Origin of the sequence: Pedobacter sp. UBA5917 (assembly GCF_002432345.1) — a bacterium.
Classification (GTDB): domain Bacteria; phylum Bacteroidota; class Bacteroidia; order Sphingobacteriales; family Sphingobacteriaceae; genus Pedobacter.
In genome coordinates this window covers 1-25604 of record NZ_DJDT01000278.1, presented here as the reverse complement: position 1 = coordinate 25604, position 25604 = coordinate 1, and the positions used below count along the sequence as shown (strand labels likewise).

General features: G+C 38.2%; 24 protein-coding genes. 15 read left to right on the top strand and 9 right to left on the bottom strand.

All coding sequences use genetic code 11. The annotated features are described in order from the left end of the window. Positions 1-97: 97 nt before the first annotated feature. Together B2V92_RS19110 and nadB are read right to left on the bottom strand one after the other, a co-directional pair. Entirely contained in the window at positions 98-610 is a 513-nt protein-coding gene (locus B2V92_RS19110; protein WP_293311214.1) for a gamma carbonic anhydrase family protein, read from the bottom strand. A 111-nt stretch (positions 611-721) separates the two neighbouring features. Further along, a complete protein-coding gene (gene nadB / locus B2V92_RS19105; RefSeq protein WP_293311212.1) occupies positions 722-2308 on the bottom strand; it encodes an L-aspartate oxidase in 1587 nt (528 codons plus the stop codon). A 408-nt stretch (positions 2309-2716) separates the two neighbouring features. On the opposite strand from nadB, the gene nadA reads away from it, so the two are divergent. The 5 genes from nadA (at position 2717) to B2V92_RS19080 (ending at position 7715) form a co-directional block, all read left to right on the top strand. Continuing rightward, entirely contained in the window at positions 2717-3757 is a 1041-nt protein-coding gene (gene nadA / locus B2V92_RS19100) for a quinolinate synthase NadA (RefSeq protein WP_414691901.1), read from the top strand. 69 nt (positions 3758-3826) lie between these two features. Further along, positions 3827-5056, top strand: a complete 1230-nt coding sequence (locus B2V92_RS19095; RefSeq protein ID WP_293311208.1) for a dicarboxylate/amino acid:cation symporter — start codon at positions 3827-3829, stop codon at positions 5054-5056. 104 nt (positions 5057-5160) lie between these two features. Further along, positions 5161-6201, top strand: coding sequence for a thiamine-phosphate kinase (gene thiL, locus B2V92_RS19090; RefSeq protein WP_293311206.1), 1041 nt, complete (start codon positions 5161-5163; stop codon positions 6199-6201). Continuing rightward, positions 6202-6654: a hypothetical protein gene (locus B2V92_RS19085; protein WP_293311204.1), complete on the top strand. Its 453-nt coding sequence runs from the start codon at positions 6202-6204 to the stop codon at positions 6652-6654. Between the two features lie 422 nt (positions 6655-7076). Continuing rightward, complete coding sequence (locus tag B2V92_RS19080; RefSeq protein ID WP_293311202.1) at positions 7077-7715, top strand: outer membrane beta-barrel protein; 639 nt, start codon at positions 7077-7079, stop codon at positions 7713-7715. Positions 7716-7874: 159 nt separating this feature from the next. Here the strand turns inward: B2V92_RS19080 and rmuC are convergent, their stop codons facing one another. Next, positions 7875-9260: a DNA recombination protein RmuC gene (rmuC, locus tag B2V92_RS19075; protein WP_293311200.1), complete on the bottom strand. Its 1386-nt coding sequence runs from the start codon at positions 9258-9260 to the stop codon at positions 7875-7877. A 118-nt stretch (positions 9261-9378) separates the two neighbouring features. Here rmuC and purU point away from each other — a divergent pair, with 118 nt between their 5' ends. Both purU and B2V92_RS19065 read left to right on the top strand, forming a co-directional pair. Next, on the top strand, positions 9379-10218 hold the full coding sequence (purU, locus tag B2V92_RS19070) for a formyltetrahydrofolate deformylase (RefSeq protein ID WP_293311198.1): 840 nt from the start codon (positions 9379-9381) through the stop codon (positions 10216-10218). 220 nt (positions 10219-10438) lie between these two features. Then, the gene (locus tag B2V92_RS19065) at positions 10439-11278 is read left to right on the top strand and encodes a tetratricopeptide repeat protein (protein WP_293311196.1); all 840 of its coding nucleotides are present in this window, start codon (positions 10439-10441) and stop codon (positions 11276-11278) included. Here B2V92_RS19065 and B2V92_RS19060 read toward each other — a convergent pair. Beyond that, a complete protein-coding gene (locus tag B2V92_RS19060) occupies positions 11273-12412 on the bottom strand; it encodes an NAD(P)/FAD-dependent oxidoreductase (protein WP_293311194.1) in 1140 nt (379 codons plus the stop codon). The genes B2V92_RS19065 and B2V92_RS19060 overlap by 6 nt on opposite strands. Before the next feature lie 84 nt (positions 12413-12496). Between B2V92_RS19060 and B2V92_RS19055 the strand changes: the two genes are divergently transcribed. From B2V92_RS19055 to B2V92_RS19045, 3 genes are all read left to right on the top strand, one after another. Continuing rightward, on the top strand, positions 12497-13192 hold the full coding sequence (locus tag B2V92_RS19055) for a zinc metallopeptidase (RefSeq protein WP_113950151.1): 696 nt from the start codon (positions 12497-12499) through the stop codon (positions 13190-13192). Between the two features lie 153 nt (positions 13193-13345). Next, positions 13346-13639, top strand: a complete 294-nt coding sequence (locus B2V92_RS19050; protein ID WP_293311190.1) for a hypothetical protein — start codon at positions 13346-13348, stop codon at positions 13637-13639. Between the two features lie 4 nt (positions 13640-13643). Then, positions 13644-16100, top strand: a complete 2457-nt coding sequence (locus B2V92_RS19045; RefSeq protein ID WP_293311188.1) for an Hsp70 family protein — start codon at positions 13644-13646, stop codon at positions 16098-16100. A 10-nt stretch (positions 16101-16110) separates the two neighbouring features. Here the strand turns inward: B2V92_RS19045 and B2V92_RS19040 are convergent, their stop codons facing one another. From B2V92_RS19040 to dusB, 3 genes are all read right to left on the bottom strand, one after another. Then, a complete protein-coding gene (locus B2V92_RS19040; protein WP_293311186.1) occupies positions 16111-17034 on the bottom strand; it encodes a hypothetical protein in 924 nt (307 codons plus the stop codon). 100 nt (positions 17035-17134) lie between these two features. Then, positions 17135-17521: a Co2+/Mg2+ efflux protein ApaG gene (gene apaG / locus B2V92_RS19035; protein WP_293311184.1), complete on the bottom strand. Its 387-nt coding sequence runs from the start codon at positions 17519-17521 to the stop codon at positions 17135-17137. A 35-nt stretch (positions 17522-17556) separates the two neighbouring features. After that, positions 17557-18564 (bottom strand): tRNA dihydrouridine synthase DusB, encoded by a 1008-nt coding sequence (dusB, locus tag B2V92_RS19030; RefSeq protein WP_293311182.1) that lies wholly within the window; start codon positions 18562-18564, stop codon positions 17557-17559. 43 nt (positions 18565-18607) lie between these two features. Between dusB and B2V92_RS19025 the strand changes: the two genes are divergently transcribed. The 3 genes from B2V92_RS19025 to B2V92_RS19015 are packed head-to-tail and all read left to right on the top strand — an operon-like array spanning position 18608 to position 20578. Beyond that, positions 18608-19534 carry a CPBP family intramembrane glutamic endopeptidase gene (locus B2V92_RS19025; RefSeq protein WP_293311180.1) on the top strand — a complete coding sequence of 309 codons (927 nt, stop codon included), beginning with the start codon at positions 18608-18610 and terminating at the stop codon, positions 19532-19534. After that, entirely contained in the window at positions 19515-19721 is a 207-nt protein-coding gene (locus B2V92_RS19020) for a putative signal transducing protein (protein WP_029274925.1), read from the top strand. The genes B2V92_RS19025 and B2V92_RS19020 overlap by 20 nt, the downstream gene beginning before the upstream one ends. Positions 19722-19768: 47 nt before the next feature. Continuing rightward, a complete protein-coding gene (locus B2V92_RS19015; RefSeq protein WP_293311176.1) occupies positions 19769-20578 on the top strand; it encodes a phosphatidate cytidylyltransferase in 810 nt (269 codons plus the stop codon). 193 nt (positions 20579-20771) lie between these two features. On the opposite strand, the gene B2V92_RS19010 is transcribed toward B2V92_RS19015, so the two are convergent. Both B2V92_RS19010 and B2V92_RS19005 read right to left on the bottom strand, forming a co-directional pair. Then, the gene (locus B2V92_RS19010) at positions 20772-21440 is read right to left on the bottom strand and encodes a class I SAM-dependent methyltransferase (protein ID WP_293311174.1); all 669 of its coding nucleotides are present in this window, start codon (positions 21438-21440) and stop codon (positions 20772-20774) included. 62 nt (positions 21441-21502) lie between these two features. Then, positions 21503-21889, bottom strand: a complete 387-nt coding sequence (locus B2V92_RS19005; RefSeq protein WP_090497417.1) for an acyl-CoA thioesterase — start codon at positions 21887-21889, stop codon at positions 21503-21505. 164 nt (positions 21890-22053) lie between these two features. On the opposite strand from B2V92_RS19005, the gene B2V92_RS19000 reads away from it, so the two are divergent. Together B2V92_RS19000 and B2V92_RS18995 are read left to right on the top strand one after the other, a co-directional pair. After that, entirely contained in the window at positions 22054-24750 is a 2697-nt protein-coding gene (locus tag B2V92_RS19000) for a M14 family metallopeptidase (RefSeq protein WP_293311169.1), read from the top strand. A 114-nt stretch (positions 24751-24864) separates the two neighbouring features. Continuing rightward, positions 24865-25581 (top strand): DsbA family oxidoreductase, encoded by a 717-nt coding sequence (locus B2V92_RS18995; protein ID WP_293311167.1) that lies wholly within the window; start codon positions 24865-24867, stop codon positions 25579-25581. Positions 25582-25604: the final 23 nt, after the last annotated feature.

Here is a 25604-nt window from a genome sequence, read left to right as displayed (position 1 = left end):
CCCTGAACTTGTTTCAGGGTCTATCTTGCAGGAAAGATGCTGAAATAAATTCAGCATGACGGCTACAAGTAAAAAACTTCAGTCGAAATGACGTACATTATTGGGTAAACCAGCCCGAATACATGATATAATTATCAGGCAATTTATTCAATAAAGCCCTTTGCTCCTCAGTAATGGGCTTTATTTTTTTAGCAGGCGTACCGGCATATAAATAACCTGTTTCGCATATCGTATTCTCCAAAATAACTGAACCAGCTGCTATGATACAGTACTCTTCAATAATGGCATGATCCATTACAATAGCCCCCATGCCTATCAAAACATTATCCTGAACAGTACAGCCATGTACAATGGCATTGTGTCCTACTGATACACGATTACCAATATGTGTAGAGGCTTTTAAGTACGTTGCATGGATTACTGCACCATCTTGTATATTAGACTCATTTCCGATGGTAATGGCATTTACATCCCCTCTGATTACAGCATTAAACCATACGGAACATTTATCACCAATCACCACATCACCAACGATGGTTGCGTTCTCAGCGATGAAATTATCTTTTCCTATTTCAGGATATTTATTTTTTACAGGCAGTATTAAAGGCATAATATTATTTTACGTCACCCTGAATTTATTTCAGGGTCTTTTAAAGTATTGTTTATCTCGCATGTTAGATGCTGATCCCGATATAAAATCGGGACAGCATGACGACATTATTTAAAAAACAGTATCTACCAGTTCATTAGCATGTTCCGGATAATCGGTTGTAAAATGCAAACCCCTACTCTCTTTACGCTGCATGGCCGATTTAATCACCAGATAAGCCGTTTGGATTACATTTCGCAACTCACAAAGTTTAACCGATACTTTATTTTTTTTATAAAATTCTTCAGTTTCCTGATAAATCAGGAATAAACGGCGATGTGCCCTTTCCAAACGGAAATCGGAACGTACAATACCTACATAATCGCCCATAATTTTTTGCAGCTCTCTTAAGTTGTGCGTTACCAGCACGTCTTCGTTGCTTTGCGTAACGCCTTTTGAATCCCACTCAGGAATCTGATCTGGAATAACATTATTTTTAAAGTTTTCAATTGCATCCTGGTAAATGCGGTGTGCAAAAACTGTAGCTTCAAGTAAAGAATTGGAAGCCAATCGGTTAGCACCATGTAAACCTGTTGAAGAGCATTCTCCACAGGCATATAGATTTTTTATAGAAGAACGTCCGTATTCATCAACCAGGATACCGCCACACATATAATGAGAGGCAGGTGTAACCGGGATATAATCTTTCGTCATATCAATCCCTATTGATAAACACTTGGCATATATATTAGGAAAGTGTTTTAAAATATCTGCTTTCTTACGCATTGTAATATCCAGGTACACAAAGTCATCGCCCGATTTTTTCATTTCGTTATCCACTGCACGGGCCACAATATCACGCGGAGCAAGCGATTTACGTTCATCGTATTCATGCATAAATTCTTCGCCATTTTTACGTCTTAAAACGCCTCCAAAACCTCTAACAGCTTCCGAAATCAGGAACGATGGATACTCTCCAGGATGATATAAAGCCGTTGGGTGGAACTGTATAAACTCCATATTCCTCACTTTTCCTTTTGCACGGTAAACCATCGCCATACCATCGCCTGTTGCAATAACCGGATTTGTTGTAGCCGAATACACGTGGCCCGCACCACCCGAAGCCATTACAGTAACATTTGCTACAATCTTTTCCACATCGTTAAGCTCTGTGTTAAAGGCATATATCCCATAACAGTTAATATCTTCGGTACGCTTATCAACAAATTCACCTAAGTGGTGCTGTGTTATCAACTCCAATGCGAAGTAATGTGTTAATATCTCTATGTTGTTATTCTCATGAATTTCATTTAGCAACACCCTTTCTATCTCATAACCGGTGATGTCTTTATAGTGGAGAACGCGGTGCTCAGAGTGCCCGCCTTCCTTCGCTAAATCATAAAAACCAGAGTTGTCCTTATCGAAGTTAATACCATAATCAATGATCTCCTGAATACGCTGAGGCCCCTCTTTTACAACGATTTCCACAATTTTTTCGTCGCATAAACCATCGCCTGCAATCAGTGTATCTTCAATATGTTTTTCAAAAGAATCACCTTTATCTACCACAACCGCAACGCCGCCCTGGGCGTATTTTGTATTCGATTCGTCTTCATTCGACTTCGTAACAATTAAAACCTTACCAAACTTTGCAGCTTTAAGTGCAAAACTCAAACCCGCTATACCTGAACCGATTACCAGAAAATCTACTTTCCTCATTAATAAAAACATTTACTTTATCCACGATGTTAACAACTAGTTAATAAATGTTAACTCCATGTCTAAATTATCCTAACAAATAAATTTGAATGTTTAAAGCTACTCTAAAAACACAATTTGCCACAATCTTTTGCGCAATTTTTAAGCAGCTTTATACAAGTAATTAACTTTTTCCCCACTTATAAACAATTAACATTCCAGTATTGATAAAAATTGAGACGATTTTCGATAAGCCTGAAAATCAAACTTATGATATTAGATAAATGTAATCTAAATGTTAGTAAACGATTAATAACTTATCTTAAAGAAAGAATTTTCTGAACTTGCCAACATTATTAACACACTAATAAACAAACAAGATTTATTTATTTAAAATAACTTATTAATTATTGAGGCGTGGAAAGCTTTATCTTTGACCAACGTCAAAATTCAAAAAAGGAAAATTTTAAAATGAACATAGATGTCTTAAAAGAAATCAACAAAAAAGGTTTCGCAGAAGAAGAAATTGATCCTACACTCGATCTTTTTGTAGAGATTGAGAAATTAAAAAAGGAAAAGAATGCCATCATCCTCGCACATTATTACCAAGAACCTGACATACAGGATATTGCGGATTACATTGGCGATAGTTTGGGATTATCTCAGGAGGCTGCAAAAACGGATGCTGATGTAATTGTGTTTGCAGGCGTACATTTTATGGCCGAAACAGCAAAGATTTTATCGCCCAGTAAAACGGTATTATTGCCTGATGTAAAAGCAGGTTGCTCATTAGCAGATAGTTGCCCACCGCACTTATTCAGAAAGTTTAAGGAAAAATATCCCGATCACCTGGTAATCACCTATGTAAACTGCACGGCCGAATTAAAAGCTTTAAGTGATATTGTTTGTACAAGTACAAATGCGGTGCAGATTGTGGAGAGTTTACCAAAAGATCAAAAAATCATTTTTGGTCCTGATCGCAACCTGGGCGCTTACGTTGCTAAAAAAACAGGTAGGGATTTGGTATTGTGGAATGGCGCTTGTATGGTACACGAAATTTTTTCGCAGGAAAAAATTACAAAACTGAAAGAACGCCACCCGAATGCTAAATTTATTGCCCACCCCGAATGTGAAGAGGTGGTTTTAAAAATGGCTGATTACATTGGTTCAACAACCGGTTTGTTAAAGTATACCATTACCAACCCAGCTACCGAATTTATTGTGGCAACCGAAAGTGGGATTATCCACCAGATGGAAAAGGCAAACCCAACAAAAACATTTATTCCGGCACCGCCAAATAACAGCTGTGCCTGTAACGATTGCCCCTATATGAAGAGAAATACTTTAGAAAAACTATATTTATGTATTAAAAACGGTTTGCCTGAAGTTACGGTTCCACAACATATTATTGAACAGGCAGTTAAACCGATCCAACGCATGTTGGATATTTCGGCAGAGCTGGGGTTGTAACGCGTAAAGACATCCGAAGTTTTGCCGGCTTTGGGCCTTTGGAAACTTCGGATGTCTAATTAAAAATTTATGGAAAAAAACAACATTCTTAAAAATTACTCTGGTTTGTTATGGCTTTTGGCGGGCATAACTGTGGGGAGTATTGTGGGATTGATTTTTGGGAAAAGTGTTGAAAGTATAAAACCCCTTGGTGATATATTTTTGAACCTGTTGTTTACAGCTGTTATTCCATTGGTATTTTTTGCGGTTTCATCAGCCATTGCAAATATCGACAGGAGTAAAAAACTGGGGCGATTATTAACCGTAATGGTTTTGGTTTTCCTGGCTACCATATTGATTTCAGCAGTTTTGACCTTAGTGGCCACCTGGATTTTTCCGATCCATCAGCAATTGGGAAATGCAACTTTACCTACCGAACCCGAAAAAATACAATCATTTGGAGAACAGATGACCCAACTTTTTACTGTTGGGGAGTTTTTTGAGATCGGTAGCAGAAAAAATATGCTCGCGCTGATTATTTTTTCGGTTTTAGTTGGTTTTTCTACCCTATATGCAGAAAAAAAAGGCGAAGGATTTAAAAAGTTCCTGGTTTCCGGCAATGAAGTGATGAAAAGGCTCATCATTTTGATAATGAAACTTGGTCCGATAGGTTTAGGTGCCTATTTTGCCTATCAGGTTGGGGTTTTTGGTCCACAGCTTTTTGGTACCTACGCAAAGGCATTAGGTCTGTATTATGGGGTTGGCGCATTTTATTTTATTGTTTTTTTCACTTTATACGCTTTTGTTGCAGGTGGGTTTAAAGCCATAAAAGTGTTCTGGAAAAATAATATTGTGCCTTCCTTAACTTCAATCGGAACCTGTAGCAGCATTGCTACTATTCCGGCAAATTTGGAGGGGACCACAAAGATGGGGGTGCCGGCATATATCACAAATGTAACCATTCCCTTGGGATCTACGCTACATAAAGATGGTTCTAGCATCAGTTCCATTATAAAAATTGCAGTTGTTTTTGCCATTTTTGGTAAAGATTTAGTACATGTAGATACCATTATTTTAGCTTTGGGCATAACTGTTTTGGTGAGTATAGTAGAGGGTGGAATACCAAATGGTGGTTATATTGGCGAGTTATTGATGATTTCGGCTTACCAACTTCCACCTGAAGCTTTGCCACCGGCAATGATTATCGGAACTTTGGTTGATCCGATGGCTACTTTGTTAAATGCCACCGGTGATAATGTTGCGGCGATGTTGATTGCCAGGTTTACAGAAGGTAAAAATTGGATGGAAAATAAAATGTAAAATCCGTCACCCTGTCCCGATTTTACATCGGGATCAGGGTCTTTTTGAATTGAGATGCTGATCGCGAAGGTTCGGGGCAGCAAGACGACAATTATAATATAACTATGTTTGAAAATAAAGAGCGTACAGATATTAATGAATTAGGTGAGTTTGGGTTAATTAAACACCTGACTACCAATTTTAAAATTAAAAACGATTATTCGGTAAAAGGTGTTGGCGATGATGCAGCTGTTTTGGATGCAAAAGGAAAACAGACCTTAATCTCAACTGATTTATTGTTGGAAGGAATCCACTTTGACCTGGCCTATGTGCCATTGATGCACTTGGGTTACAAAGCGGTGCAGGTTAACCTGAGTGACATTTATGCCATGAATGGGAAAGCCAGTCAGATTACAGTTTCACTGGGTTTGTCGAGTAAATTTCCTTTAGAGGCTGTTGAAGAAATTTACAAGGGAATTGAACTGGCCTGTAACAAATACAACATCGATTTAATCGGTGGCGATACCTCTTCTAGTAAACAGGGATTGGTAATTAGTGTAACCAGTATCGGTTATGCTGATGCTGATAAAGTGGTTTACAGAAATGGTGCACAGGAACACGATCTACTTTGTGTTTCTGGTGATTTAGGCGGTGCTTATTTAGGTCTGCAGATTTTAGAAAGAGAGAAATTGATCTATCTGGAAAATCCTCAGATCCAGCCTGATCTGGAAGGAAAGGATTACATCATCGAGAGGCAGTTAAAGCCCGAAGCAAGGATGGATATCGTAGCACTTTTAGATGACCTGAATATCAAACCAACTTCTATGATTGATGTTTCGGATGGTTTGGCTTCAGAAATTTTGCATCTGGCAGAGCAATCTGATAAAGGAATTACGATTTACGAAGAGAAAATTCCTTTAGATCCGATGACTTATGAAACTGCCCGTGAGTTAGGTTTAGACCCAACTGTTTGTGCCTTAAGCGGTGGCGAAGATTATGAACTCTTGTTTACCATCAGTCAGGAAGATTATAAAAAACTGAAACATGATGTAGATATCACCGTGATTGGACATGTTACAGATAAAAACTCAGGGTGTAAAATGGTTTCGAAATCAGAAAAAGTACATGAGCTAAAAGCCCAGGGCTGGAATGCTTTTAATAAATAAATGAAAATATTAAATTATCTTTTGAAGAGACCGGCACTTTATTTAAGTGTCGGTCTCTTTATTTTTTCGTTAACCAGACCAGCTTTTGTTGTAAACGATGGCAGGGCTTTAGAATCCAGTAACTCGTTTCTTCATTTTATAATTGGTGGTATTGCAATATTGGGTGGGGGTACTTCAGAGTTTTTGGTATGGCTTGCTAATCCTTTGTATTTTATTGCTTTATTTTTATTATTTAAAAATAAAAAAGGATCTATTTTCTTTATTATTATCGCCAATTTACTGGCCATTTCATTTTCACGTTGGAAAGAAATATTGATTTCTGAAAGTGGCTCAACAGGAAAAATTGTCTCTTTCTGTTCGGGTTATTATTTATGGGTTGCAAGCATGATTGTTTTGTTTTTTGCAGTTATTTTTCAATTTAGAAAAGACTTGTTGTCATCGCAAGCGGAATGAAACGCAACCGAGAACCATGTAAGTGCTCAGCGAAACTAAATCTATCTTGAGATAGATTTCTCCATTTCGCTACCGATGAAGAATCGGTACAGGTCACGCTTCAGTCGAGATGACGATTTTTTTTATGCGATCGTCACCCTGAATTCATTTCAGGGTCTATCATGCCTAAAAGATGCTTAAATAAATTCAGCATGACGAATTCAGACAACAGCTCTACACTCCGAAAAATAAAAAACAAAAAAAATCGTTCTATGGGTTTATTAAAAAATTACTAACTTTGTAAGTTTTTGCAATTATTTTGCAATGTATGAATTTCAGCTAACGCTCGTTTCTAACGAGCGTTAGTTAGGTAATGGGTTGTCTGTTTTAATGCCTTGGCCAAAAAGCTGATAACCCTTTTCTCTTCTCATTTTTAACGCTTCATGAAAAAAATAATAACGCTCGTATTTATTTTCTTTACACTTGCTTCCCATGCTCAAAGTAATAAAGAAATTATATCTGTAAAGTTTGGTTATGGCTCTACAAATGTGGTTATCAAAGAGGCCAATTCTCCGGCTCTAAATCTGTTTGGCTACAGTTTTTCAACAGGAAATACTTTTGTTGGAGAGGGGATTGAACTTGGTTTATCAAAATCCATTAATTCCAGTTTGTTTCTCGAATTGGGATTTTCTAATTTCAAAGGCACTGATTTAATGTATAAAATAAACAGTTATGAAAGGAATTATAAGCTAAAAGGTTTTCAGGTACCTATATCTGTAAATTATCTTTTTAGGAATGAGGAAAAAAGATTGCGATTTAATTTAGGTGCCGGATTCCAGTATTTTAAATCAAGGTTAAATCAATCTGAGCGTTATATCAATACCAATAATGTTCAGGTAGAAAATCAGCTGGAAGCCATTGATCTATCTGAAATACATTTTTTGTTTAGACCTGGTTTACAATATAGAATAGTTAAGAATTTAACAGCAGCTTTTGTAGTGAAGGTTTCGTTATCTCCAGATGGGAGATATACCGATAACCCAGCTATTTCAGTTAAATATACATTCATTAATAAGAATTAAAGGATTTTAAATCAATACTTTATATATAATCAAAAATTTTTTAAAAAAACGTATCATGGGTTTATTAAAAAATCACTAAATTTATAGGTTTTTTCAATTACTTTTTAAGTTTTAAATTTCCAAAAAATCGAGAGGCTTCGCCTCATACTTTTAATAAAGCTATAAATCCTGGGTTTCATTAAAATCGAGATACTTTGTATCGATCTGTTTAGTCGCTTTTGCACCCAGTTTTTTAATCTTCTCAGAAGTATTTGTTAAATTTCCGGCACCGACTGATAGTTTGTTAATCGCTTTATCGTAAGCATCCTGCCCATTTTTAATGTATTTGCCAATATTTTCCATGTCGGCCACAAAACCTACAAATTTATCGTACATGTTACCGCTTAAACGGGCAATTTCCATTACGTTGCGGTTTTGGCGTTCCTGTTTCCACATGCTGGCGATGGTGCGTAGAGTGGCTAATAAAGTAGATGGACTCACGATCACCACCCTCCTGTCCCAGGCAAAATTGAAGAGTTCGGCATCTTTTTGAACCGCAATACTGAAAGATGATTCTATAGGAACAAACAAGAGCACAAAATCAGGGGAATTGATTTTATATAGGTCCTGATAATTTTTTGAAGAAAGTTCCTGGATGTGGTTCTTAATGGAAGCCAAGTGCTGTTTTACATAGCCTTCACGCTCTTCATCTGTCTCTGCAGATACCGAACGCTCGTATGCCACCAAACTTACCTTAGCATCAACGATAAGATGTTTATCATCCGGGAGATCGATTACCACGTCGGGTTGGTAACGACTGCCTTCGGCAGATGTATGCGAAGCCTGAATGCGGTATTCATGATCGCGCACCAGGCCAGAGCGTTCCAAAACCTTTTCTAAAATTACCTCGCCCCAGTTTCCCTGCTTTTTGCTATCGCCTTTTAAAGCTTTGGTTAAATTATTGGCATCTTCCTGGATCTGCTTGCTTTGGTCCATTAATAGAGAAATCACTCCTTTTAACGTGTTCCGCTCATCCGACTCGGCTTTGTATACCTTTTCTACCTTATCTTCAAAGGCTTTGATGTTTTCTTTCAGCGGATTTAAGATAATATCCAGATTGCTACGGTTCTGCTCAATAAATTTAGTCGATTTTTCTTCCAATATTTTATTGGCGATCAGCTCGAAATCTTTGTTTAGCTTTTGTTGCGACTGTTCGAAGCTTACTTTTTGTTCAGCCAGCTTTTCTTTTTCGGCCATGTAGAAAGAGCGGGTACTTTCCAGTTCGCGGTTGGCATCCGCAAGCCTGTCGCGTTCTGATTGTAGTTCTTCAATTAAGCGCTGCTGCTCCTGTTTAAGCAAGGTGGTGATATGTTCTTTCTCGACCGTTAGATTGGAAACACGTTCATCGGCTTTGGCCAAACTGATCTTCAAAGATTCGTTTTCGTTTTTTATTTTTTCGAAATCTTCTACTGATACAATTGATAATGCAGCCTGGGGCTTTTTAAGTAATAAAATAACCAGAACAATTAAAATAATAATTAGTAAAGCAATGCCGACGATCTCCATAATGATAAAAATTTTAGCAAAAATGGAAATTTAAAATAGATATACCAAAAAAAATTAGTCAATCTATCCAGGAAAAAACCGTAAAATTTTTCTATAATTGGGCATTAGTATTTTATAAATGAACGCATTAACAGTCCTCATCTCCTGCCCCGATCAAGTAGGTTTGGTTACAAATATCACTCGTGTGCTGGCTGCACATCAGCTCAATATTATTGCCATGCGCGAGTTTGTGGATGAGGCAAACAGAGCATTTTTTACCCGCATTGCCTGTACCGGAAACCTGGAGGATGCAGATAAACTGAAGGCCAAACTTTTAGAAAACCTGCCAAATGATGCCGAGGTAAATCTGATTACCGAGCAGGAGAAACAGATTGCTGTGCTGGTAACCAAAGAGTACCATTGTTTGGCAGAGATACTGATCAAAAACCAGTTTAAAACTTTAGGTGCAAATGTTCAGTGTGTAATCGGTAATTATGAAAGTTTAAGGGATTTTACCGAAAAACTGGGCATTCCCTATTTTTATGTTGATCATAACAATAAGGATAAAAGTGTATTTGAAGCCGAAATAAAGGAAATTGTTAACCGTTTTGAGGTAGATTACCTGGTGCTGGCCAAGTTTATGCGCATTTTATCGGCCGATTTTGTAAAAGATTATTCGGGTAAAATCATTAATATCCACCACTCCTTTTTACCGGCTTTTATCGGTGCCAATCCTTACAAGCAGGCTTTTGAGCGTGGTGTAAAGATTATCGGAGCTACTGCCCATTTTGTAACCGATAATCTGGACGAAGGGCCGATTATTACCCAGCACACCAACCATGTAGACCATAATTTCGGTGTGAAAGAAATGGTGAGGGCCGGAAAGGAAATAGAGAAAAAAGTGTTATTAGAAGCGTTGGAGCTGATTTTCGAAGACCGTGTTTTTGTAAGCGGAAATAAAACGGTGGTGTTTAAATGATGTAAAAAGTAAAATGGATGATGGGATTGATACTTCGCTATTATGCCATTGTTTGTCATCTCGATCCGATAGCTATCGGATGCAATGAAGGATCTTTAAAATAGGAAGTAAACTATGCTGATTTTGCGGTTAAAAAGAAAATAATACCGAATTTGTTGACGGTTGAATAAATTTCTATATTTAGTATAAACAAATACTCTGTTAACGCATAACTCTCAATATGAAATATATCTTAACACTTCTCCTTCTTTGGTCTATCGGATCAAAAGCTCAAACAGAACTGCAATTTAATCATTCATTAATTAATTGTGAGGATAAGTGGGTTGCTTTTCCAATGAACAATGACGGCACTTATAATTTCGGATTTATTTATTTGGATAACGAAGCCGGCTTAACCCTTAATGTTGAAGGAACATTTAAAATTGACGAAAAAGGCCAATTTGTAGCCGATAAAATTAGGAATTCTATGGTGAAGCATCGGATTCCACCTACAAAAGTTTTGGCTGCACTTATTCCTAGCTCTAAATTTAGTGAACTCCAGATACAGGAAACCCCAGATTGGTTAAAAGCATATAAAACAAACGAAAATGACGTTAACCGGCTTTTTAGATTAGGATTTGTATACAATCAATGGGACCTTGCAGATAAAGCATTGGTATATTTGGAGAAAGTAAAGACAATCAATCCGAAATACAATGGGTTGATTTTTGAATTTGCTTTTGCATACAACGTATTAAAGCAATACGATAAGGCAGTGGTTTTGTTAAAGCAGGCCATTATTGAACATCCTGAAGATTGTTTGCTACATCGCGAACTTGTTTATGCACAATTGAATATTAAATTAACAGATGCAGAAGAAACATATAAAAATGCGGCTAAATGGTGTTTTGAAAGCTATTCGAAAAGTGAAATGGCGCATAACATAGCTTATCATTACTATCTTTTAAAAAATAAGCAGAAATTTAATTATTGGGCTGATGAAGTTGCAATGAATAGTAAACCAGAAGATCAATATGCTCAAAAGATAAAGCTCATGAAGGCTGAAATGGATAAATTATAAACTCCTTAAAAGAAGCTCTGCCACATCTTCTCCTGTTTGTGAGCCTATGGCAACCCCCATACCATTGCACCTTGTGGCACAGAATACATTTGGCCTGATTTCTTCTATAAAAGGTTCAAGTGTTTTTCCAAAGGCCATAATTCCGCTCCAGCGATAGTCGATTTTAAAATCGGTTTTTGGCAGGATTATGTGTTTAAGTAAATCTTCAAGTGCTTGCTGAACACTTTCGGTTTGCCCAAATTGAGCTGTTTCTTCAGCTTTAAAATCTATATTCCTGCCGCCGCCCAACAATATCCTATTATTGATGTTCCTGAAATAGTAATAACCCTTATCGTAATGGAAAGTACCGGCCACTTTTAAATTTTTAATGGGTTTGGTAATTAAAACCTGACCACGACCTGGCCTAATATTGATATCCGGATAAAGGTCTTTTATAAAAGCATTGGTGGTTACAATAAGCCGTTTACATAAAAAATTTCCATTTGGGGTAATTAAAAGAAGATCCTGGGTATTTTCTTCAATCCGTTCTACCGCACAATTATTAAAAATACTGATGCCGAGCTGCTGTGCATATTGGATTAAAGCCAGCATCATTTTGCCGCTGTCAATCTGCGCTTCGTAGCGGTTTTCGATCAATGTATCTACACCTTTAAAACCGAAGGATTTTATTTTTTTTGAATTTAAGCCAAAAGCATCAGCACCAACAATATCTTTAACGATACCATTAAAATGTTCAATTTTGGATACACTTGTATGGGACAAAGAACTGTCGCTATTTTTAAATAATTCGTAGCTGCCTAAACATTGGTAATCGATGGTGTTATCGCCCAATAAACTGCGCAGTTTAAGCAGGCCTTTCCAACGTTTTTCAATCAGTGCCGCAAGCCTTTCGGCGCCGATCATCTCTTCCTGTTCAATCAGTTCCGAAATGCTTCCAAAACAGGCAAAACCTGCATTTTTAGTGCTGGCACCGCTTGGTAAAAATCCCCTTTCGAGTACTGCTATTTTTAAAGTGGGAAGCGATTTTTTAAGATGGATGGCAGCGTTTAAACCAACAATACCGCTGCCGATAATGATGGCATCATAATTACAAAAAAATGATTCTTTTTCCCAGTATGAAAGCTCGGTTGGCATACCATAAATGTACTATTTTTTAATTCTTAAATAATATGGGAACGCTTTTTGATATATGCTGAATTGAAAAACATACATAAGAAGATGGGAGTTTATTTAATATTAATCATCCCGGTATTATTGTTGAGCATGTTTGTACAGTGGCGCTTTAGGAACAAGTTTTCTATGTATGCCGAAATGCAATTAAGCTCTGGTTTATCGGGCAAAGAGGTGGCAGAAAGAATGCTGCATGATAATGGGATATACGACGTGAAGGTGATGAGTACCGAAGGGCAATTAACAGATCATTACAATCCAACAGATAAAACCGTTAATTTAAGTACAGATGTATATTACAGCCGTAGCGTTGCAGCAGCAGCGGTGGCCGCACACGAATGTGGGCACGCCGTACAGCATGCAAAATCGTACAGTTGGCTTAATTTAAGAAGTACCATGGTGCCGGTAGTGAGTATATCATCGAACCTTTTACAGTGGGTATTATTACTCGGTGTAATGTTGCTGGCCTTTTCGGTTACGCCGATAGTTTTGGCCATAGGCGTAGTGGGCTTGGCGTTGGTAACCGTATTTAGCATTATTACGTTGCCGGTAGAGTTTGATGCCAGCAACCGTGCGTTGGCCTGGTTAAGGAACAACAATGGTGTAATGCAAACGAGAGAAGAAAACGGACAGGCTAAAGATGCACTTTGGTGGGCAGCCATGACTTATGTGGTAGCAGCCGTTGGTGCACTGGCAAATTTACTCTATTATGCATCAATGCTTTTTGGAAGAAGCAGGGATTAAAATTTTTACCTATGGGAAGTGTAAATGCGGTAAGAAACATCTTGCCGCATTTCTTTTTTTCAGTAAAATGAACTGAAATGATAATTCAGAATAAATTTTTTAAATGGGGCGTATAAAGTATATTCGGAAAAGAATTTAAATAAGGCTACTCAGATGAAAGATATCATTACCCAAATATTCGAAATTGAAAATAAGATAAGACCCGATGAATTTTTATCTTTTAAAAGAAATTTCCAGCGGATTTATCATGAACTTGAACAAGAAGGATATACCGTTATCAATCCTATAGGGCAGCTATATGATGAAAGAGATGTTGCAATTGAAGCAAATTTATCGAATGAGCATAATAAGGCTTTAACAATTACGAAAGTTTTAAAACCAATTATTTATAGATCAGAAGCAGGTAACCGCACATTAATTCAGAAAGCAGTTGTAATTGTTGGCTAGAGAGATGGAGAATATAAATTTTGGAATCGATTTAGGAACAACCAATTCCGGAATTGGTAAGTTCCAGGAAGGAAAAGTTACAATCTTTAAAAATCCTGTTGGTTTTAAAGATACACTGCCTTCGGTTATTGCTTATAGAAATAACCGGATACTGGTTGGTGATAAGGCCCGCGAAATGACGACGGTTAACCCCGATCATGTTTTTTCCAGTTTTAAGCGTAAAATGGGCAGCGCGCATTTATACCACATTCCGGATATCAGCGAAACAAAAACAGCAATTGATTTTTCAGCATTGATTTTAAAAGAACTCCTGGGCTTTATTGCCGAAGAAAAGCCTTCTGCTGCAGTTATTACCATTCCTGCTTCATTTGATACCATACAGTCTAATGCAACCAAATTGGCCGGGCATGCGGCTGGAATAGAAGAAGTATTGCTGTTACAAGAGCCAATTGCAGCATGTTTAGCTTATGCAAATGCACAAAACATAGCGATTGATGAACTTAAAAACTGGTTGGTTTACGATTTTGGCGGAGGCACATTTGATGTGGCCCTGGTGAGTATAGATAACAGGGAACTTAAGGTTATTGACCATGAGGGAAATAATTTCTTAGGTGGTTTGGATATAGACCATCTTATGCTCGAAAAATTGCTTTGTCCTGCACTCGAAAAAGAGCTGCAGGAGGAAAACCTTTGGAAACAGATGGTAAATGGCGAAAATACAACCTACAACAAACTTTTTTTCGAATTGCTTTATCGTGCCGAAGAGGCAAAAAAAGAGTTATCCATTAAAGAAGAAGCTTTTGTGGAGATAGAAATTGACGGACGGTATATAGAACTTTTAATTACCAGGAAGGAGTTTAACCAGCTTATCCATACAAAAGTTGATGAAACCATCAAGCTTACCAAACACCTGCTGGAGAAGAATAATATCCGGAACAGCCAGGTAGACCGGATTATCCTGGTGGGCGGTACAACCTATATACCATACATCAGAACCGCCCTATCGCAGGTGTTCGAAACCCATGTAGATGCAACCATTGATCCTACAACAGCTATTATTTTAGGAGCAAGTTATTATGCCGGAACCAAGAATAAACAAAATACCGTTGTAAAAGATACTTTACCCGCTGCGCTTAAAAATGTAAAATTGGCCTACGAGGTGAATTCAAAAGATAATGAAGAACTTTTAACCGGTTTTGTTGATCACGAATTTTCTGGCTACTATAGAATTATCCGCACTGATGGTGGTTTTGACAGTGGTATTATTGCATTTCATTCCAAATTCAGCGAATTTTTAAAGCTGGTGCCAAAAACCACTAATATTTTTAACCTCAAAATTTTGGATAAGTATCATACCGTGGTGTATGAGAATGCCCATATTGGTATTAATCATGGTATTTACAATATATCCGGGCAACCACTTCCCAATGATATTTGCCTTGAAGTTGATGATACTTTAGGTACAACCTATCTTGAACAGGTATTCAGGAAAGGAGATATTTTACCGCTTAATAAAAAGCTCTATAAAACAATTTCTAAAACGGTTTTAAAGGAATCGGGCGAAAAGCTGATTATCAATATCGTAGAAGGTAAAGCAGAAACAAGTCCTGCCAGTAACCTCTGCATTGGCTATCTGGAAATTGATTCGGCAGATTTACCATCAAATCTGCTTAAAGGTACAGACATCGAAATAGATTTTGATATCAGCGAATCAAGAGATTTAACGGTGAATATTTATATTGGGGCCATTACCTTAGAGATTAACCAGGTGTTTAATGCCACAGCCAAACAGGTTTCTGCTGTTAAAATCAAACAAGAACTGGAGAAAGTTTTAACCGAAATTGAAAACATCGACAATTACGACTTTGAAACAGGCGACCTGCCAAGACTGGAATTACTGCGCATTGAAGTAATAGAGCTCCTAAAAGTTCTTATTGATGTAGAGGGCGACCTTTTAACCGATAAAATATACAATATAGATGAACGTAAACGTAAGGCTTTTCAAACTTATGATCACCTCGTTAGGCGAAAAAACGTAGTATCTGAAATAGAGGCCTATCAGGCGCATAAAGACGAAATAAGAGCGGAGCTGCTGTTAAAGCCGAATCCTAAAATTGAGCATGCTTTCAATAATATTACCCGAAATGAGATCAAATTTTTGAATTCCAATCAAACTTCTATTATTAAATCGAAAACCAGGGAACTGCAAAAAATTGCCAACGAAATCTACTATCAAAATGACGATTCTTATATCGAACTTTTTTACTATTATGCCTCAATGCCACTGAGTGATTACACTGATGAAGGCCAAGTGAAAAGATTGATTAATAGCGGCAAAAAAGCAATTGATAAAAACAATTTTGCAGAATTAAAGGCCATTATTACTTCACTTTATCATTTGCTTAAGATGAAACCAAAAAACTTTTTTGAAGATAAAAACGGAACCCTTGGTTTAAAATAACAAGCTTCTCTTATTTGTTAATGTGCTTTACCAACCGGACCACCAGGCCAATGCACAAAATCCAAGGAGTAATAAAAGAAGCCCGTCCCATTGATACCGCAAGAATAATAACAGCGAAGATAGCTACAATATAAATTATAGTTTTTAAAACCGACCAGTTGTCTGAGGTGTCTTCAGCAATCTGGTGTTGAGGATGAATCCACTGTAAGGCAATTTGCCTGTTGTTTTCTAATGTCTGCTGTAAATTGTCAGAATAGGCACTGAAAAATGTTGCTGCATAAAGAATCTTTCCGAGGTATATTTTATTGTTAACGGAGGTCTTTTGTTTTTCACTTACGATGTTATTGATACTCAGTATATCGTCATCAAAAAAATGTGCATCAATACTACTCAGGCATGAATAATACTGAATTTCTTCGGCGTAGGCATTAGCCGATACAAAATTTACAAACAGATCGTTTTGAAGAGCTGAAATAATGGATTGATTTTTCAGTTTTAATATTTCGTAAATTTCATTACGGTTAAGGTTTCCAACAAGGAACTGGTAATGGATAAAGATGCTTTTTAGGCTATTCCATTTATTATTACGGATACAGTATTTTAAGTAGGCCAAAATATTCTCGGAGAATGCCTGTTCAAATTCTTCCAGCGTTTCGTTACTGATCTGATCAGAGTTTAATGGCGCGAAATTTACGGTACCGGGTTTTCCGGCAACAATAATACTGATGTTTTTATTTTTTAAAATGGTAATAAACCTGTTTCCATAAGTTTTTAAAAAGAGGATGAGCTTTTCTACGTCATTGATCTTGACCGAACTGTCTAGCTTTGCTTCCGCTTTCAGGATCTTTTCAGCCTTGATAATATCATCATTAAGGTCGAAATTTAATGTAGGAAACTGTTTTAAAACTAATTCTAGAAGATTTAGCTGGATCATTTTATTAATACGAGGCGTTAGGTATCCGTAATGGATTTACAAATGTATAATAAAACAATAAAGAGGACTAATAATCAGCTAATTTGGATTTATAAAAAGATTAATTCAATTTATAGGGAGCGATTAACTGAAATTCGGGAATATCTACATCGAATTCCGAACCGTCGATATCACGTCTCATCAGGTAGGTCCCTTTCATGCTGCCCATATCGGTTTTTAAGTTGCAGCCCGAAACGTATACGTGTGTTTCGCCGGGCTGGATAACAGGCTGTAAGCCAACAACACCCTCTCCCTCTACTTCTCTTTTGCTGGAGTTCGAATCAAAAATTAACCATTGGCGGCGCATCAATTGTACAGCATAATCAGAAAGATTGGAAATTTCTACGCGATAAGCGAACATAAAATGCTCATTGGCCGGATTGGAATATTCTGGCTGGTAAACGGTTTCTACTGAAACTTTAACCCCGTCTGTAATAGCTGTAACCATGATAATAACGAATGTATGAAAAAACCTTTCAAAAATCAAGCCATTACCCTGGTAGCGTCGTAGTTGGCAAATTTTTCTGCCACTTCTTCTAAAATGCTGTAAATGTTATTGATATCGGGCTCTGCCACCAAACGCATGCGGTAAGGTTTAAAATCGGGCAGGCCTTTAAAATAATTGGCATAATGGCGGCGCATTTCGAAAATTCCGGTTTTAGGACCTTTCCATTCCAACGATTTATCTAAGTGGGTACGGCAAACCTCAATCCTTTCTTCAATGGTTGGTCCGGCAAGGTGTTCTCCGGTTTGGAAAAAGTGTTTTACCTCACGGAAAATCCATGGGTAACCAATAGCGGCACGGCCTATCATAATGCCATCAACCTCGTATTCCATGCGCCAGTTCGCCGCTTTTTCGGGGTTATCTACATCGCCGTTTCCAAAAATCGGAATTTTAATACGGGGATTACGTTTAATTTCACGGATTAGGCTCCAATCGGCTTCGCCCTTATATAATTGTGCCCTTGTTCTGCCATGGATCGTTAATGCCTGAATGCCTACATCCTGAAGTCGCTCGGCTACTTCGTAAACATTTTTGGTATTATCGTCCCAACCAAGGCGGGTTTTTACGGTAACAGGTAAATGCGAAGCTTTAACTACAGCATCTGTCATTTTTACCATTTTATCGATATCCTGAAGCAAACTTGAGCCAGCACCTTTGCAAACCACATTTTTTACCGGACAGCCATAATTAATGTCGACCAGATCTGGCCCTGCAGCAGAAGCAATTTCGGAAGCTTCGCGCATGTGTTCGATATCACCACCAAAAATCTGGATGCCGATTGGTCTTTCATATTCGAAAATATCAAGCTTTTGTCTACTTTTTGCCGCATCACGGATCAATCCCTCCGAAGAAATAAACTCGGTATACATCATATCAGCCCCGTTTTTTTTGCATACATAACGGAATGGCGGATCGCTTACGTCCTCCATCGGGGCCAGCAATAACGGGAACTCACCTAAATCAATATTTCCTATCTTAACAGACATTTTCTATCTTCAACGATTAATAAAACATACAAAGGTACAAATAATGAATTTTGTAACACCTAACAAGGAGGAAATCAATCCATTCTTGCAATTACTTTTACTTTTATTTTACGCAGTTATTGGCGGACTTGTGTTCGGAATTTTGGCCATTGTAATTGTTTTGATGGTATATGGCTGGGGAATGCTAAGCCATTTGTATCTGATTTTGAGTGGTGATCCGAAATATATTGATGGTTTTAAAGTGATCCAGATCTTAAGTTCCGTCGGTACATTTATTTTGCCTCCTATTGCACTCGCATGGACAGAAAGAGAAAAAGTAAATGGATTTTACAGTTTTAAACAACCTAAATTTACTTTGGCCATAATTGTTTTAGCGATTATGATTTTGAGTATGCCTTTTATGGAGTGGACGGCTATCTGGAATCAAAAAATGGTTTTGCCCGACTTTTTAAAGCGTATTGAGGAGTGGATGAAAGAAAAAGAAGCCACTGCCGCAAAAATGACCATTCAGTTGATCACCGTTCGTAGTAATTTCGATTTTATTGTAAACCTGATTATGATTGCCGTTATACCGGCCATTGGCGAAGAACTGATGTTCCGTGGAGGAGTTCAGCGTTCGTTGAACCGCGCTTTCGGAAACCCACATTTGGCCATTTGGCTGTGTGCCATTATTTTTAGTGCCATCCATGTTCAGTTTTACGGTTTTGTACCACGGATGCTCCTGGGGGCAGGTTTCGGTTATTTATATTATTATAGTGGAAACATCTGGTATTCTATGCTTGCGCACTTTTTAAACAATGCTTATGCGGTTTGTGCAGCATTTTATATGCAAAAACACAACATGCCGCTTGATAAAGCTGATGAACCACTCGGTTTTCCCTGGTATGGCTATTTAATTAGTGCAATAATTACCATAGCTTTGTTTAAAATTTTTAAAGATAGCGCAACACGTGAGCGAAAATTGGGTTAAAGTATATACCACCAGCGATGCCTTTGCGGCCGAGGTATTAAAACAGGGATTAACAGAAGCCGGCATCCCGGCTGTTACGATAAATAAACAACTCTCGGCCTACAATATTGGCGAAATAAATGTTTTGGTAAATAAGGTCGATTTCGATAAAGCCATAGAATATATTGTTGAAAATGAAATTGAGTAACAGGTTAAACATGATCCATTTTACATCTCCCATTTTACATTTTTAGCATGAAAACCAGGGCAATAACCGCTTTCTTTTTTACCATCGTAATGCTTGGCTCTATCCTGTTGGGGAGTTATACATTTTCTATTTTTTACCTTGTACTAAGTGTTTTATCCTTATTCGAGTTTTATAAACTGATTAAAAATTCGGGTATCCGTCCGCACCGGAATATTGGGATAATGGCGGGAGCTTTGATTTTTTTAATGGCTGCAGGTTTACACTACCTAAAATATGATGTTAAATACCTGTTGCTTTGCATCCCATTGATTTTTTCGGTTTTTATTACCGAACTGTATAAGAAAAACAAAATTCCATTCGCCAATATCTCTTACACTTTTGTCGGGTTTGTTTATGTAACCATTCCTTTTTGCTTTTTTCATGCTTTGGGCTTTTTACATAGCTGGAATGAATATAACTTTCATTATCCCCTGGCCTTTTTACTGATGCTTTGGGCCAACGATACCGGTGCTTACCTTTTTGGTGTGAAGTATGGTAAGCGTAAATTATTCGAACGCCACTCGCCAAAGAAAAGCTGGGAAGGTTTTTTCGGGGGGATGTTTACGAGTGTTTTGGTTGCTTTTGCTTTGTCGTTCTGGTTTACCGAAAGTCCAGCATGGGTTTGGGCAGGCATGGCCTTGTTGATTGCAAACTTTGGTACATTGGGTGATCTGGTAGAATCGATGCTTAAACGCAGTTTGGATACGAAAGATAGTGGAGGCTTATTGCCTGGGCACGGCGGTTTGTTAGACCGTTTTGATGGCTTGTTATTGGCTGCACCGGTAGTTTATGCGTATCTGTACCTAATTTTGTATTAAAGACCAAAGAAAAATTTAGCCACAGATTTACGCAGATAAACACGGATTATATCAATGTGTTTAAACCGATCTATCGTACTCTTTACAAGCGAGTACGATGAGGTTAACATTTTAATGTGGTTTGTGCTATTAGCGATGCAATCGCTATTCTCGCTAATCCTCGTTACAAACGAGGACTATAATCCTAATAAATTTATTGAACAGAAGCAACTACCACATAATATTCTCTTTCTACTTGCTCGCCTGTTTTACTTTGCACCTGTTCTAGTTTTTTGAGGATGTTATTGATCCTGAAACCCGCATTCTCCAATAGTACTTTTACTTTTTCTACCTCATAAAGGGTGAACCCGTAAGTGGTAAAAGGAAGGTTCTGCATAAAGGTTTTATCCGCAAAGCACAGGGCAAAGGTTCCGTTTGGTTTTAAAGTGCGTTTGATTTCTTTAAGGTATTCGCCAGGGTTCGGCCAGAAATAGATCGTATTAACGGTAAAAATTTTATCGAACCGGTCATTTTCAAAAGGGAGGTAATTGCCATCTGTTAGGTTGAAATGAACGATGCCTTTATCAATAAAATCCTGATTGATTTTTTTTGCTTCGGCAATAATGGTTTCCGAAATATCAGCACCGTAATACATAAGGTTTTCGGCCTTTGATAGTAATTGAGCAACATGTGCACCATTGCCATGACCGATTTCTAAAACGGCATCATTATTTTGAAGATTGATGGCATCAATGGCCGAGCTGGTCATCCCAATATTGGAGGCATGCATCATCTCCCCGGTTTTAATGCCATGCTCGCCTTCAGGACAGCCTAATTGCTTGGCAATATTTTTTAAATCCTCTTCTGAATGTTGATGTTCCATAAACCAAAGCTAAAAATTTAGAATAGATGGTTTTTATATCTTTTTAGCTAAAGCTTATAAGATTATTTGATTACCTGTACCGGTTTTTTATTTTCATCAATGGCCACAAAAGTAAAATCGCCATGTACCGCCAGTTCCCGTCCTTCGGCATACATTTGCTCGATGTAAATTTCTACATTAACCTTTAAACTGGTATTTCCAACATGGTTAACCTTCCCGATAAGTTCTACAATAGTACCTGCCGGAATAGGTTTTTTAAAATCAATCCGGTCGCTACTTACCGTTACCATAATCTGGCGGCTAAAACGCGTAGCGGTAATAAAGGCAACTTCGTCCATTAAGTGCATGGCTGTACCGCCAAAAAGGGTATCGTAATGGTTAGTCGTATTTGGGAAAACAGCTTTAAAAATGCTGGTTTTTGAATTTTCTATTCTTTCTGCTAGGGTCATGGGCTAAATATAGGTGCTGTAAAAAGCATTGGCAAATTTCCATTAATAATATTTTTATCCCTGGTTGATGTATTAAGCCCATAACCTGCTTGTAACAAATTTACAGCAAGCCGTTTTTGAAACCGATTGTCTGTTATATTTGATTACCAACTAAACTCCTTATTATGATAAAAAACTACTTTAAAGGGCTTTGCATTGCTTTTTTAATGGTAAATAGTTATGCAGTGATGGCGCAGGAGGTACCAACGCCAAAATCGCACTTCGGTTTCGATATCGGCGATGATTATCAACTGGCCAATTATACCCAAACAGAAGCTTATTTTAAAAAACTTGCGGCAAGCTCAAACCGTGTAAAACTGGTTGATATCGGCAAAACCGAAGAAGGCAGAAGTCAATATATGCTGATTGTTTCTTCACCCGAAAACCTGAAGAAATTAGACCGTTATAAAGAAATTTCACAACAATTGGCGCATGCCGAAATTTCCCCAGAGCAGGCGAAAGTATTGGCTCAAGAGGGTAAAGCTGTTGTGTGGATTGATGGCGGGCTGCATGCAAATGAGGTGGTTGGCGCGCATCAATTGATCGAAACTGTATATGAGTTTGCTTCAAGAACAGATGCCGAAACCCTGCGCATTTTGGATAATGTGATTATTTTATTTACACATGCTAATCCCGATGGACAGGAGCTGGTAAGCAATTGGTATATGCGGGATAAAGACCCAAAGAAAAGGACAACTTCCGGACTGCCTGTTCTATACGAAAAATATGCTGGACATGATAATAACCGCGATTTCTTTATGCTAAACCTTAAAGAAACGCAGAATATCGGCCGTCAGCTTTTTATAGAATGGATCCCGCAGATAATGTACAATCACCATCAGGCTGGTCCGGTCGGTACAGTTGTAGCAGGGCCGCCTTACCGCGATCCGTTTAATTATGTTTTCGATCCAACCATCTTAACAAGTTTAGATGCTGTTGGCGCTGCCATGCACAACAGGATGAACGTAGAAAATAAACCGGGTTATACCCAACGCGGAGGTTCGGTTTACTCTACCTGGTACAACGGTGGATTGAGAACTACAACCTATTTCCATAACATGGTTGGGCTTTTAACCGAAATTATTGGTAACCCTACCCCTTCCGAAATTCCTTTAGTACCTTCGCGTTTATTGCCAAGCGGAGATTCGCCAAACCCAATTACGCCAAGAAAATGGTATTTTAAAAACTCTATAGATTATTCGGTTTCGTTAAACTATGCCGTTTTGAGCTATGCACAACGTTACCGCGACGAGTTGTTGTATAACATTTACCAGATGGGCCGAAACTCGATCGAACGGGGTAAAAAAGATACCTGGTCTTTCTCGCCAAAGAAAATCGAAGCCATTAATAATGCCGCAAAAAATGAAAAAAGTACTACTGTTGCCGGAAGTGATGCCGATTTTGGCCCCAGGAGGCAGATTAGCATGAAAGCTTTTGATACCGTGATGAAAGCACCTTTGAACAGAGACCCACGTGGCTATATTTTAAGTGCCGATCAACCTGATTTTAATTCGGCAATCAAATTTTTAAATGCCCTGATCAGAACCGGTATTGTTGTACAAAAAGCAAGTGCTCCGTTCGCTGTTGCAGGTAAAAATTATCCTGCCGGAAGTTATGTGGTTAAAACCGATCAGGCTTTCCGTCCGCATGTTTTGGATATGTTCGAGCCACAGGATCATCCAAATGATTTTAAATATGAGGGTGGTGCACCAATTCCACCATATGATGCCGCTGGCTGGACTTTAGCCTACCTGATGGATGTAAAGTTTGACCGTATCCTGGATGATTTTTCTGGTCCGTTTACAAAAACACCTTATGGAGAATTGCTGAAACCAGAAAATAAACTGCCAAATGGATCGGGTTATGTGTTAAGTGCAGCACAAAACGATTCTTATACCACAGTTAATGATTTGTTAAAGAATAAGGTTGAAGTGTACCGCTCTACGGAAAACGGCGATTTTTATGTTTCTTCTGCCGGAAAATCAATTTTGGAAAAAGCAAACATCAAACTAAAAACAGCATCTGCGCCTAAGAATAAAATTAAGATATCTACAGCCAGAATTGCGCTTTGGGATACCTACGGAGGCTCTATGGCATCAGGTTGGGTTCGCTTTTTAATGGAGCAGTACCACTATAATGCCACGGTAATTTATCCTCAGGATATTGATGCCGGGAACTTAAAATCAAAATTTGATGTAATTGTTTTTGTGGGCGGTGCAATTCCATCTGTTCAAGCTGGAGGCGGTGGAAACAGGTCTTTCGGACCGAAGGCAGATGAAATCCCTCAGGAATTTAGAAACCGATTGGGCAGGATTACCGCTGATAAATCGATCCCTGAATTGAGGAAGTTTTTAGAAGCTGGCGGTAATATTGTAACCATCGGCAGCAGCACCAATCTGGCTTATCACTTAAACCTGCCAGTACGTAATGCGATGGTAGAAATTGTAAACGGGGAAGAAAAAAGATTGCCTGTTGAAAAATATTATGTTCCAGGAAGCGTGTTAAATGTAGGTGTAGATACTACTCTCCCTACCAACTGGGGCATGGAAAAAGAAGCAGATGTATACTTTGATAATAGCCCGGTTTTTAAGCTCACAGGCGATGCTATTGCATCGGGTAAGGTTAAACCGTTAATGTGGTTCGAAAGTGCCACTCCGCTGCGCAGTGGATGGGCCTGGGGCCAGGCTTACCTGCAGGATGGGGTAACAGCTTTTGAAGCAAAGGTTGGAAAAGGAAAGTTGCTTGCCTTCGGACCGGAGATTGCGTTCAGGGCGCAAACGCATGGTACTTTTAAACTGATATTTAACCAGTTGTATAAATAACCTCCTTCGGCAGGCTCAGGATGACAATTGATATGAAAAGCCACTATCCTAAACGATAGTGGCTTTTTACTTTGGCCTTACCATAGCCAATCATAATCACCTTAATTTTGTGTTATGAAAGTAGAAATCTGGTCGGACGTAATGTGTCCGTTTTGCTATATCGGGAAAAGACGTTTTGAACAGGCGATTGAAAAATTGCCCTTCAAAAACGAGATTGAAATAGATTGGAAGAGTTTTCAGCTTAACCCTGAATACCATAATACGAATAACGAAACGGTTTACGATTACCTTTCGAGAAGTAAAGGTATGCCGGTTGAGCAAGCTAAACAAATGACAAAACAAGTGGTTGATATGGCTGCAAATGCTGGTTTAACCATTGATTTTGACACCAATATCCCTGCAAATACTTTTAATGCACATCGTTTGATCCATTTGGCGGCAAAACACGGCCTTCAGGATTTAGCAGAAGAAAAGCTGTTTGAAGCTCATTTTGTGAACAGTAGAAATATTGGCGAAACTGATGTTTTGATTGATCTTGCCGTAAAAATCGGTTTAGATAAGGATGAAGCAACAGCAGTTTTAAATGGGGATGAATTTGCTGAAGCTGTTCGTTATGATATTTATGAAAGCCAGAATTTAGGCATTCGTGGAGTACCTTATTTTGTAATGGATCGCAAATACGGTGTTTCTGGCGCTCAACCTGTTCAGGCTTTTACCGATGCACTTACCCAAAGTTTTACGGAATGGAAAGAAGTTCAACCTAAAACCACACTTACTTCATTAAATCAAAATGATGATGCGGTTTGTGATGAGAATGGTTGTGAGATATAGGATTTTTTAAGGTCGTCCTGCTG